Source organism: Burkholderia theae (genome assembly GCF_048565265.1).
Lineage (GTDB): Bacteria > Pseudomonadota > Gammaproteobacteria > Burkholderiales > Burkholderiaceae > Burkholderia > Burkholderia theae.
Genome location: NZ_CP183463.1, coordinates 628,436 through 640,210, shown reverse-complemented (window position 1 = coordinate 640,210; position 11,775 = coordinate 628,436). Strand labels below are relative to the sequence as shown.

10 protein-coding genes are annotated in these 11,775 nt (G+C 64.2%); 5 read left to right on the top strand and 5 right to left on the bottom strand.

Annotation, left to right across the window (positions count from 1 at the left end; translation table 11 throughout):
• Window positions 1–8 precede the first annotated feature (8 nt).
• Window positions 9–956: a dihydrodipicolinate synthase family protein gene (locus tag ACN22W_RS35620; RefSeq protein WP_419690698.1), complete on the top strand. Its 948-nt coding sequence runs from the start codon at window positions 9–11 to the stop codon at window positions 954–956.
• Between the two features lie 379 nt (window positions 957–1,335).
• Here ACN22W_RS35620 and ACN22W_RS35615 read toward each other — a convergent pair whose 3' ends face one another.
• On the bottom strand, window positions 1,336–1,632 hold the full coding sequence (locus ACN22W_RS35615) for a hypothetical protein (RefSeq protein ID WP_419690778.1): 297 nt from the start codon (window positions 1,630–1,632) through the stop codon (window positions 1,336–1,338).
• Between ACN22W_RS35615 and ACN22W_RS35610 the strand changes: the two genes are divergently transcribed.
• The gene (locus ACN22W_RS35610) at window positions 1,574–2,221 is read left to right on the top strand and encodes a hypothetical protein (protein WP_193102381.1); all 648 of its coding nucleotides are present in this window, start codon (window positions 1,574–1,576) and stop codon (window positions 2,219–2,221) included. The two genes, ACN22W_RS35615 and ACN22W_RS35610, sit on opposite strands and share 59 nt — an antisense overlap.
• Window positions 2,222–2,396: 175 nt before the next feature.
• Here ACN22W_RS35610 and fliD read toward each other — a convergent pair whose 3' ends face one another.
• Window positions 2,397–3,908 (bottom strand): flagellar filament capping protein FliD, encoded by a 1,512-nt coding sequence (gene fliD, locus ACN22W_RS35605; RefSeq protein ID WP_419690697.1) that lies wholly within the window; start codon window positions 3,906–3,908, stop codon window positions 2,397–2,399.
• Window positions 3,909–4,965: 1,057 nt separating this feature from the next.
• Here fliD and ACN22W_RS35600 point away from each other — a divergent pair.
• Window positions 4,966–5,379: a DoxX family protein gene (locus ACN22W_RS35600; protein WP_419690696.1), complete on the top strand. Its 414-nt coding sequence runs from the start codon at window positions 4,966–4,968 to the stop codon at window positions 5,377–5,379.
• A gap of 100 nt (window positions 5,380–5,479) precedes the next feature.
• Here the strand turns inward: ACN22W_RS35600 and tssF are convergent, their stop codons facing one another.
• From tssF to ACN22W_RS35585, 3 genes are read right to left on the bottom strand one after another with little or no spacing between them, the layout of a single operon-like run.
• Window positions 5,480–7,309: a type VI secretion system baseplate subunit TssF gene (gene tssF, locus ACN22W_RS35595; RefSeq protein WP_419690695.1), complete on the bottom strand. Its 1,830-nt coding sequence runs from the start codon at window positions 7,307–7,309 to the stop codon at window positions 5,480–5,482.
• A gap of 11 nt (window positions 7,310–7,320) precedes the next feature.
• Window positions 7,321–7,830: a hypothetical protein gene (locus tag ACN22W_RS35590; protein WP_419690694.1), complete on the bottom strand. Its 510-nt coding sequence runs from the start codon at window positions 7,828–7,830 to the stop codon at window positions 7,321–7,323.
• Window positions 7,827–8,963: a hypothetical protein gene (locus tag ACN22W_RS35585; RefSeq protein ID WP_419690693.1), complete on the bottom strand. Its 1,137-nt coding sequence runs from the start codon at window positions 8,961–8,963 to the stop codon at window positions 7,827–7,829. Before ACN22W_RS35585 ends, ACN22W_RS35590 begins: the two co-directional genes overlap by 4 nt.
• A 342-nt stretch (window positions 8,964–9,305) precedes the next feature.
• On the opposite strand from ACN22W_RS35585, the gene ACN22W_RS35580 reads away from it, so the two are divergent.
• On the top strand, window positions 9,306–11,237 hold the full coding sequence (locus tag ACN22W_RS35580; protein WP_419690692.1) for a type VI secretion system tip protein VgrG: 1,932 nt from the start codon (window positions 9,306–9,308) through the stop codon (window positions 11,235–11,237).
• Window positions 11,238–11,277: 40 nt separating this feature from the next.
• Window positions 11,278–11,709 (top strand): DcrB-related protein, encoded by a 432-nt coding sequence (locus ACN22W_RS35575; RefSeq protein WP_193102396.1) that lies wholly within the window; start codon window positions 11,278–11,280, stop codon window positions 11,707–11,709.
• Window positions 11,710–11,775: the final 66 nt, after the last annotated feature.

Sequence of the window (11,775 nt, the reverse complement as noted above, 5' to 3'; positions counted from 1 at the left end):
AGAAACAGATGCAACACCAGCAGCAATCGAGCGTGACCATCGAGGGGATCGTGCCGGTCATGCTGACGCCGTTCGACGACGCCGGCGCGATCGACTACGCGGGGCTCGAACGGCTCATCGAATGGTATCTGGCGCACGGCTCGGATGCGTTGTTTGCGGTGGCGCAATCGAGCGAGATGCAGTTCCTGACGCTTGCCGAACGCGCGGAACTGGCGCGCTTCGTGGTCGAGCGGGTGGCCGGGCGCGTGCCCGTCGTCGCGTCCGGGCACATCAGCGACGATCTCGATGCGCAGGTGGCCGAGCTGCGCGCGGCGGCCGAATCGGGCGCGCAGGGCGTCGTGCTCGTGACCAACCGCCTCGATCCGCAGCGCAAGGGCAGCGCCGCGTTGCTCGACCATCTTCACAAGCTGCTCGCGCGATTGCCGTCCGATCTGCCGCTCGGCCTGTATGAGTGTCCGGCGCCCTACCGGCGGCTGCTGTCCGACGACGAATTGCGTGCGTGTATCGACACGGGCCGGTTCGTGATGCTCAAGGACGTGAGCTGCGACCTGGAGACGGTGAAGCGGCGTGTCGCGCTCGCGGCGGGATCGCCGCTGAAGATCCTGAACGCGAACGCGGCGATTGCGTGGGACGCGATGAAGGCGGGGTCCGCCGGCTTCAACGGCGTGTTCACCAACTTCCATCCGGATCTCTACCGGTGGTTGCGCACGCAAGGACATACGAATCCGCCGCTGGCCGACGAGCTGTCGACGTTCCTGGTCGTCTCGGCGGTATCGGAGGCACTGGGCTACCCGGCGCTCGCGAAGCTCTACCATCAGCGGATCGGCACCTTCGGGTCGATCAAGTGCCGTGCGATCGACTACGACGTGCGCGAACGATTCTGGGCGCTCGACGCGGTGCTCGACAAGATCGTGGCCGGCACCGAGCATTTCCGCCGGCGGATCGCCGCGCAATAGCATGTGATGCGCGCCGTGCGGACCGGGCGGCGCGCGATACCCGGGCGAGCCGCGCGTGCGGCCGCCTTTGCGTTTGATCGTCGGGAAGCGCGCGGCCGGCGCGTGCGTTTGCCGCAAGAAGCATCGGCACCTCGAGATGCGTCGCGCCATGCGACGTCAACGGTGTGCCTGCAATGCCCCGGATGACATGAACCCGGCACCGCGACCGGGCCGCGTGCGCCACGTGACGAAACCGCCGGGATTCCCGAGCGCGTCGATGACGGCACAGCCGTCTGCCGCGCCCGCAAGTCCACACTAGCCGGCCGGTCCGTCACGATACCCATCGCCACGAACGACAGCGCATCGCCGACACGAGGCCGATGCGCTGTCCTGCCTTCATTCACCACATCACCACAGCCAGCCGCCCGCGATCCGCGAGCGCACCGCCGACGTTCGTCCGGCGTGCCGCGCTGCGTTCCGCGTTTGCCGCTTCCACCGGCCATCCGACGTGCTCCCGTGCCGTATGACAAAAGCACACAAATTTAGCCAAACCTTCCCGTCGTTTCCCGTAACAATTCGTAATATTATGCCGCGGTGTGATTTTTACCGACGAACCGTTGAATCCGTATTCACCCTCCATGCAACAAGTGACGACGACAAGCCAGCCACCGATCCTGGCGGCGCCGGTTGATGCCATGCTGCACGCCGTAATCGACGAGGCCGTCCACCGGAGCGTGTCGGAGGCGACGACGCGCAGCGGCTACATGCGCTGTGCCGACTACGCGATCGTCGGCGCGCAGGTGCTGACGCTGCTGACCGGTAAGCCTTACAGGCCCTTCGCGGGCGGCGAAGTGATGGATTTCGGCGCCGGCAACCTGTACGCGCTGTGCACGACGCGCGAGCGGCGCCGGACCGCACGGCATCTGTCGCAACTCGCGCGCTATCACTGCTGGATTGAAGCGCGTCACGACGACGTCGGCGGCCGCGCGCGCAAGGAGATCGTCGACTTCACGCTGCGCCACGACGAGACCGTCGCGACCAATCTGGGGATGCCGTTCGCCCGCGCGTATCAGGCTTATTTCTGGGGCTGGGACGACGAGCACACGGTGCCTGCCGAGCTGCGCGATCATCCGGCATTCGCGAAGCAGGGCCCGGTGTGGCGCTGGGCCGAGCGCGAATGCACGTCGCTGCTGCGCGCGTACGAACGCGAGCGGCCAGGCTATTTCGGGCGTCAGGTTTCGCGTGCGATCGATTTGTTTGCGGATCGGGTCGAAGGTCTCGGCTGACGGCACGCCCATGTCGGGCGACGAACCGAGTGCAGGCCGCCTGCCGCGATCGCATGAATCGGGCAAGTGCACCCGGCAGGCGCTGGTGCCGCGCCGGGCATGAACCATACCGCCAGGCGATACACCGCGCGCGGCGGCGCGAGCCGCCGGCGCGTTCAGCGTGCTGCCCGGCCGTTCACTTGTTCGCCAGCGTGCCGCTGCTGTTGGCACCGCCAAACAGCCGCGTCAGGTACTGCGTGTTCGAGTTCATCCTCGCCATCAGCGTATTGAGCGCCGTGAACTGCGCCTGGTACTGCTTGGTCAGTTGCGCGGCGTAGTTGGACAGATCGGACTGCTGCTGCGTGACGCGCTTCAGGTCGGCGTTCAGTGCGTTCGTGCGCACGTCGATCATGCCGTCCTTCTTCGTGAAGTGCGTGATCTGATCGTTCAGGCGCGTGCCGATCCCGTTCGTCGGGTCGAACAGGCGCGCGGCCGCCGTCGGGTTGGCGGACAGCGCGTCGCCGAGCTTCGCGCTGTCGACGTTCAGCGTGCCGTCCTTCTCGAGCTTGATGCCGATCGCCATCAGGTTCATGCGCCCGTGGCCGTTCTCGGTGGCGGCGCCGTCGACGCCGCGCGCGACGATCGACGCGAGCGAGTTGCGGATCGTGTTCAGCGTCGAATCGCCGATCAGCGCGCCTTGCGCGTTCGCGCCTTCCGTGTAGCTCGTCAGCGCGCCCATCGTCTTGACGGCCGTGTTGTACAGGTTCACGAAATTCGTGATCGTCGCTGCTTGCGACTTCGTGTCGGTGCTGACCGTCAGCGTCTGCGTATCGGTCGCGCTGACCGCGGCAGCCGACAGGTTCAGCGTGATGCCCGTCAACACACCCGACACCGCGTTGCTCGCGCTGGTCGATGCGATCCCGTTGATCGTGAACTTCGCGTCCTGTGCGGCGGCGCTTTGCCGCCACGCGGCCGCGCTGTTCGCCGAGTCGATCTTCGATGCGCCGCCGGACGTGTCGGCCGTCGACGTGACGCCGAGGCTCGACAGCCCGCTGTCGTTGGCCACGTTGCCGACCGCGACGCTGATCGCGTTCGCGGAGCCCGTCTTCGACGACGCGAGCACGAGGTGCGCGCCGTCGGTGCCGTTGATGACCGTCGCGCTGATCCCCGGGTTGTTCGATGCCGAGTTGATCGCGGCCGCGATGCCCGACAGCGTGTTGTTCGTGCTGCCGACCTCGACCTTGAACGACTGGCTGCCGAGCGACAGCGTCAGCGTGCCGGTGCCGAGCGCCTTGTTCCCGGTGAAACCCGCCGACGACAGCGCCTGCGCGGTGGCGATCTGCGTGACGCCGACCGTGTAGGTGCCGGCGACCGCGCCCGCACCCGACGTCGCGGTCAGGCCCTTGCCGCTCGCGACGGCGGTGAAGGTCGACTGCAGGCCGCCGTTCGTCAGCGACGTGAGGCCCGCCTGGAGCGCGCCCAGCGCCGACGACAGCGCGCCGAATGCGGAAATCCGCGTGCTGCTGGACGTTTGCGACGCGGCAAGCGACGCGGCATGGCCGGCCGTCTTCGCGTTCACCAGCGTCTTGACGAGCGAGCCGATGTCCATCGACGGATTGCCGGTCGAGCCGTTGATGATCGATTGCGCCGCCTGTTGCATCAGGCTGTTTGCGTTCGCGCTGCTATTCACAGGCGTGTTCGTTGGCATGGGTGAGCTCCGGTTGAAAGGCGATCCTCAGACGAGCGGCCGCCGAACCCGCATGCGGAGATCCGGGCGGCCTCGTCGCGATTCGCCTGCATGCCGTTTCCCGCGCGACGCCTTCCGGGTCCACGGGCGGTGTCGGGGAAACGTAAGAACGTGACAGTGCGCTATCCTATATTTAAATCGGTATTAATTGGTAATTTTTTGTAATGCTTCTTGAGAAAATTGTAGACGGGGTGCGGGCGGGTGGATGCGCGAGGGCGGTTGGCGATTTTTTAGCGTAAGCGCATGATTTTAATTGTATTTATTAGAGGATTTCCGCTGGCATTGAAATCTTGCTGAAAGCATGAATGTTTGATGAAGAAGTTTTCGTGCATTTTGCTAAACATCGGTCGGATCGACTGCGCGGAGAACGCGTGCTTCCCGGCGAGCATCGAGCTGTGAGCCTTGCCCACCGGACGTCATCTCGTTACGTGCGACACCAGGCCACATGCACGTGAAACGTTTTCGATTGCCAATTCGCATTCCCGGGCCATGTGTCCTGATGCGGAACATGATGCTTCGGCAATTGCAAAGACCGTCGAGTTGTCCGGTTGAAGTGATCGCGAGTGAGTCGCGCATTGAGCGTGTCGCTGAATAACGGTTGTGGCGCATTGTTGCGGCCGGTTCGCGTCAATTGAAGTCGGGAATAGTTATTGGAGACGGTGACCGGTAAAAGGCCAGGTAATTTTCATGCTCTTGAAACACGGGAACAGGTTCGTGGGCGCTGCCCGGTCTGCTGCCATGTACGGCCTCGTCGTCTCCGATTGTCCACTTTTTTAAGACAGCGAATCATGTTTTGACGGATTGATGATTCTTGGTGAGACAGTAGACTGCACTCGTGCTTCGCCGGAACCGATCCGGAGCGCGCCAGGAACGGCGCTCTCCGGATCGGATTCCCCGGCGGCAGGCCGGTCGGCCCGCTGTCCGATTGTGCGAGGAGTGGTCCGTTGCCGGATTGGCGCGCCGATTCGGCGCGCATCGGCACCGGGTGCATCAAACCGTCAATTCAAGGGTGATTGTCATGCGTTACTTTTCGCTGGAATCGAAGAAGGACGAGCTGCTGCTGGCGGCTCGCGTGCTGTTGATGATTCTGTTCGTGCTGTTCGGCTGGCAGAAGCTGACCGGTTTCTCGGGCACGGTCGCGTACATGGCGTCGACGGGTAACCCGGCGCCCGAGCTGGCGGCCGCGATCGCGGTGGCGGTGGAGCTGGCCGGCGGCTTGCTGATCGCGATCGGCTTCTATACACGCCCGCTTGCACTGATGTTCGCCGCCTATACGCTCGCAACCGCGCTGATCGGCCATCGCTACTGGGCGCTGCAGGGGATGGACCAGTACATCGCGATGATCAACTTCTACAAGAACGTGAGCATCATCGGCGGCATGTTGCTGCTCGCGCTGAGCGGGCCGGGACGGTATTCGCTCGACCGCAAGTGAGATAACGCGGGATTTTCGTGAAGCAGGGCGGGCCCGGTGCGCGGAAGTGCACCGGGCCTTGTTTTTGTTGGTGGTGGATGGGCTTGCGCGCAGGCGTCGCCTACAGCACCGCCGTCGTGCCGAAGCGCGGCGGGCAGCGCACCTGCTCGCGGCCGGACGCATCGCGGATCACGCACTGCACGAAGCCGTTGGCCGGCGCGAAATGGGCGAAGAACGGGTCGAGCATGCGGCTGCATGCGTACAGGCTTGCCGTATTCAATGCGGCCGGTTCGATGCTTACCGTGATCTCGATGCCGCGCACGAACGTCGACATGGGTTTGACGGCCGTCCATTGCATGGCGGACCGGTGCGAGACGCCGACGATCGCGTCGATGATCGGCGCCGGCCCCGCTGCGTCGGCCGCCAGCAGGCGCAGCAATGCCCGCAGCGTTTCGACGCTGGCCGGGTTCAGGGTCAGCACATGCGGCGCAAGGCCGGCGACGAGCTGCCAGAGCGCACGCTGTCGACGCGGCACGGTGCGACAGCGAGACGCGGCGCGCAACAGCGTCACGCGGCCCGCGAGATTGTCGTTCTCGTTGAACAGGTCGCCGTCGGGGGCGCCGAACGGCAGTGTCGCAGGGTGGTTGCCGTTCGTGCAGGTCAGGCCGAGCATGAGCTGGCCGCCCGCTCGTGCAATCGCACGCCCGGTCAGGTCGACGAGCATGATCTCCGGGTGTCGCGACGCGTTGGCGTCGTCGTCGTGTTCGCGTCCGGATGCGAGCCAGTAGGCCGGCGCGTCGCGCGACGACCGTTCATGCACGAAGCCGCGGTAACACGGCACCGGCGTGCCGCCTACTGTTTCCGGTGCGCCCTCGGCGGCCAGCCGAACCGAATCGATCGAGCGGACGGTGATGCCGCGCATGCTCAACACGTGCGGCGTGATGGCGTAGGTCGTGGCGTCGGGCCCGAGCGTGATCGGCATCGCGTCGCGACTGAACAGGTTCACGATCGGCGTGCAGCACAGCCGCAGGTTGTCGGTCGTGATCGCGTCGAGCTGCACGCGTGCGGCAGACGATTCCGGCACGTCGACGATCGGCACGTGCAGCGTCAGCTTGCGGCACGGGCCGGCCGCGCGCGCAAGCATCCCGAAGTCGATGTCGACGAATGCGAACTTGTCGGGAAACGCGAAGTATTCGCGCAGCAGGCGCCACGGCGCATGTTCCGCTTCCGCGTGCGGCACGAGTGCGTCGCGTTCGTCGTACCCGGCCGGCTTCAGCGGAAATTGCGGCAGGCGTTTCCAGTGGCCACTGCGGTCGCTTTCGACGAACGCCATCGGCGCATGCAGCAGCATCGCATCGGCCAGCGTGGACGACAGTGCCGGCATGCCGTGGAAGTGGATGCGGATCTGTTCCGGCGTTGCCGCGCGAAACGCCGCTTCATCCGTTAGCGATGCGAACGTAATCGACAGCACGATCGACGTATTCGGCGGCAGCTTGCTGCGCGGCGACAACGCGGCGGCCGGCGCGACGCCGACCCGATCGATTGCGATCGGTGCGAACGTGACGTCGTAGCTGGTCCGGAACCGGCAGGTGCCGGCCCGGTCCTCGAGTTCGGTGCCGCGCGGCACCGTCACGGGTTCGGTCAGCTGGCCGAGCGCGACACCTGCGTCGAACTGCGCGATCGAGCACGACGGAATGGGGCGCAGCTGCTCGGGATAGAGCGTGTCGATGACGGCCTGCGCGAACGCCGGATAGTCGTCGTCGAGTGTCCTGCTGATGCGCGCGCCGAGCAGGGCGAACGACTGCAGCAGCCTGCCGAGATGCGGATCGTCGTTTTCGCCGTCGGTCATCCCGAGGCGCGCGGCGATCTTCGGAAAGCGCGCGGCGAACTCGCGCGTCGAGCGGCGCAGCAGCGCCAGCTCGCGCTCGTAGTGGGGCAGGAGTTCGTCCATCCTCGATCGGGTCAGCGCTGGATGTAGGGCGGTTCCCATTCATGGGGCAGCGAATCGGGGTCGAGCCAGCGGACTTTGCGCAGCGCGCGGTAGATGATGATGAACGGCAGGAGCTTGACGACGGCCGAGACAAACATGACGACGGCCAGGCCCCGATCGATGGGTATCGGGCCCGCGTTCAGGTAGAGCGCGAGGACGAGCAACGGAAGATAGAGCGCCATCGAGACGAACGAGAGCCAGCGAAACAGGCGGACGGCCCAGAGCTTGCCGCGGCCTACGCCGACACCGACCGTGAGCATGACGATCGACAGCACGATCCATGTCGGCAGCATCACGACTTCGTCGCCGACGTGCATCAGCGAGGCGATGCCATAGACGAGTTCCACGAACGTGAATCCCGCCGCCACGAAGAACGCCCCGCCTGCAAGGACGGCTTGTGCGGGCGCACCGCGCGGACGATCGCCCGGGCGCTCCGGCTGCGGGTCGTCGAAAGCGATCGACGGTCGATCGAGGTCGGTCATTGCGCGTGCTCCGGATGGCGGCTGATACCGACCTGAAACTGCAACACGGTCGTCGGGTCGCCGGCCCCGGTATCGTTGGCCACGCGCGGCGGCATGAGCAAACCGGCTGCATGGTCCGCGAACTGATGCGTATGTTCTTTCACCCACGCGATGATTTCCGGCCAGTTGTTGGGCGAATTGACGCCGTAGACACCGGTGCCGTAGGTCGTCGTCAAGTATGCCGGCGCGCCGATGGTCCGCGCCAGCATCAGCTCGCGGTGGGCCTTGTCGAGTTTTCTCTGTGCCTCACGCACGTCGTTCGCGAAACCGCTTGCCTGTCCGCGCATCTGATTGGCCTGTTCACGCATCAGCGCCTGATTCGGGTGATCGAGGTTGTTGCGGGTAAACGTATCGATGTCCTTGCGTTGATTGGCCAGTCGCTTGACCGCTTGAGCGGCTTCCTCCGCTGCTTCGCCGGCTTCCCGTGAAAGCCTGGGCAGTGACGCCAGTGTTCGTACACCGCTGAACGCGAGATCGGGCAAAAGCAGGATCGGGCCGATCGTTTCGACCAGCTTGTAATGCCACGAGTTTTCGAGCGCCTTCCGGTGGACTTCGTCGCCGGTCAGCTCGTAGTAGAGCATCTTGCCGTCCTCGAACAGCAGCACGGCAGAGGCGGCGCCGGCGACCACGCCGAGGGCCGGGAGAAGCACGGCGCCCCCGGCGAACAGCAGGCCGAGCGACACGACGCCTGCCAGCACCCCGAATGCATCGCCGGCGACGGCCGCCGCGCCAAATGCAGTCTTGTGCTCGCCCATGAACTGCCGTGTCGCCGCGAGCCCCCTGTCGAGCGCCGTCGGCCCCGATGCCGCCGTGACGCGTTGCGACCAGGCGTGCGACAACTGCGCGATGGTCTGCGGGCTGGCGTTGCTCAACGGATCGGGTGCCGCAAGGGGAAACCTCGACGCGGATACGACCAGATCCAGCGCATGACCGTCGGCGTCGGGAAGCGCGGGCTTGAGCCGCGCCGCGGCCAGGCCGTCGAAAAAGATCACACCCGCCTTGGGGCCGAGTACCCGTCCGGCGAAATTCGACAGGTGAAACTCGGCGTCGGCCCGGTGGCAATAGGGTTCCCACAGTGCGGGTGATTTCGGCATGGCGTCGTATTAATAATGCTGAGTTGATTATCGATGAGGCCAGTGAGCGTGCCGACGCTTTCGGCGATCAGCCGCAAATATAATCCGGCTGCATGACGAAAACCAGCCGGTTGGACGAAAGGAAGTCGTTGTCAATAAAGGGAAAGTCAACGGAAAGGTAATAATTCCCGGACTGTATTTCAAGTCGATTTTATGTCGGTAATTATTTCTATATCGATTATTGGGGTTCGTTCGTTGAACTGTCAAATAACGATTCCGGAGTCCCCTTTTTGGCCGGTCGTGGATTATGATTTTGCGGCTTGATACCCGAGACAAGGGCAAAAGCAATCTGAGGGGGCCATTATGCAATTGTCCGATCTGGCAGGTTTTCTCAACCTGCAGAACAGCCGTCTGCTGACGATCAAAACACCCTTGTCCGGGGCGTCGGAACTCGTGCTGGGCGACTTTCAATGCAATGAGGGGCTGTCGGTTCTGTACGACATGCAACTCGGACTCGCGTCGAGAAACCCGAACATCGAGTTGAAGCAGATGATCGGGCAACCCGTGACGGTATCGTTGCAGTTGAGCAATGCGCTGGCGAGCAGCGACGAACGGGTTTTCCATGGTTACGTGACGCAGTTCGCGCATACCGGAACCGACGGCGGGCTGGCCAGTTATACGGCAACCGTGCGGCCGTGGTTGTGGATGCTGTCGCGTCGCGTCGATTCGCGCATTTTCCAGGACAAGAATGTCCAGGATATTCTCGGCGATGTTTTTTCGCGTTACGCGAAACTTGCGTCCTACGAGTTTCGTGTATCGAGAACGCTGAAGCCGTATAGCTATTGCACGCAATACCGGGAAACCGATCTCAATTTCGTGCTGCGCCTGCTGGAGCAGGACGGGCTGTTCTTCTATTTCGAGCATGCGAAGGACAGCCACAAGCTGATCGTGACCGACGCGTCGACCAATGCGAAGCCGATCGACGGACCGTCGGCACTGCGCTATGCCGCGGCCGGTGAAGCATTCGACGACGAAAGCGTGGTCACGCAATGGGTCGCGCAGCGACACCTGTCGTCCGATAGCGTCAGCATGAAGACGTTCGACTACAAGGTGCCGAACGCGCGGCGCTATGTGTCCGGCGACGCACCGATCAAACAGGGCGACGTCGACCACTACGAGATCTACGACTATCTCGGCGGATACGGTTTCGACTCGACGGATCATGGCGAAGAGCTCGCACGCTTCCGGCTGGAGGCGCTGGCCGCCAACGGCAAGGCATTCTCCGGCGCCACCAACTGCCGCACGCTGTCGCCCGATCGCTATTTCGAACTGACCGATCACTACGATCCCGGCAGCGCCAACGAAACCGACCGGCAATTCCTGGTGACGGCCGTGCGGCACCACGGCATGAACAACTACCAGTCGAACGAAGGCTCGGGCCGGTACTCGGCGAGCTTCCAGTGCATCCGCAAGAAGATTCCGTGGCGGCCGTTGCTGTCGGTGGTCAAGCCGGTCATCGCCGGTCCGCAGACGGCGATCGTCGTCGGGCCGAAGGGCGAGGAGATCCACACGGATTCGCTCGGCCGCGTGAAGGTGCAGTTTCACTGGGATCGCCTCGGCAAGCGCGACCAGAGCAGTTCATGCTGGGTGCGTGTCGGTCAGCCGTGGGCGGGCGGCGGCTTCGGCGGCGTGCAGATTCCGCGTATCGGCGACGAGGTGGTCGTGTCGTTTCTCGACGGCGACCCCGACCGGCCGATCATCATCTCGCGTGTGTACAACGCGCAGAACATGCCGCCGTGGAAGCTGCCGGAGAATGCGACGCAAAGCGGCATCCTGTCGCGCTCGACCAAGGGCCACTCCGGTACCGCGAACGCGATTCGTTTCGAGGACAAGCAGGGCGAAGAAGAGCTTTGGCTGCAGGCCGAACGCGACATGCGCACCGAGGTCGAGCACGACGAGCTGCGCGTCGTCGGCAACGATCATCGCTGGGCCGTCGGCCGCAATCACACGCTCAACGTCAAGGTCGATCACGCGTCGAACACCGGCAACAACCAGACGGTCGGCGTGGGCAGCGGCTTTGCGATGACGGTCGGTGCGCTGCCGCCCGACAACGCGCCGCCGCCCGACGCCGGCACCTACACGCTCAACGTCACCGAACAGATCGTGATCCAGTGCGGCAAGGCGCGCATCACGCTGACCAAGGACGGCGTCATCCGGCTCGAAGGCGTGCAGATCGTCGAGAACGCGTCGGACTACTTCCTGATGCAGGGCAAGAAGATCGATCTGAACCCCTGACCGGCGAGGGCGCCGGATTATTCCGAAGACGACAACGCATATGAAATATCTCATTCAGGAAGGCAGTTTCGATGTGCCGTCGCTGACCGACGATCGCACCGTCAACGTGCTGACGCTCGCGCATCCGCAGACGAGCGGCACGTACCAGATCGTCGTCAGCCGCGACCAGCTCGTCGGTGGAGAGGATCTCGAGCGCTGCATGCAGCGGCAGATCGGCCTGATGACGCGGCACGTGACGGGTTTCAAGGAGATCGCGCGGCGGCAGGTCGAGATCGGTGCGCAACACGTGCCGGCGCTGGAGCTCGAGAGCACGTTCCGGCAGTCGGGTTCGACGTTTCACCAGATCCAGGCGATGACCGTCGTCGACGCGCCGCGCCTTCTCGTCATCACGCTGTCGAGCCAGACGCCGCTGTCGGACGAGCATCGCACCGCGTGGAAGCAGTTGCTGGACAGTTATCACCCTCACGGATAGGAACACCTACTTCATCGAACGCCGAGTGCCCGTGCTTGCGTTCCCGGCGCGGCCATTCCGTAACGA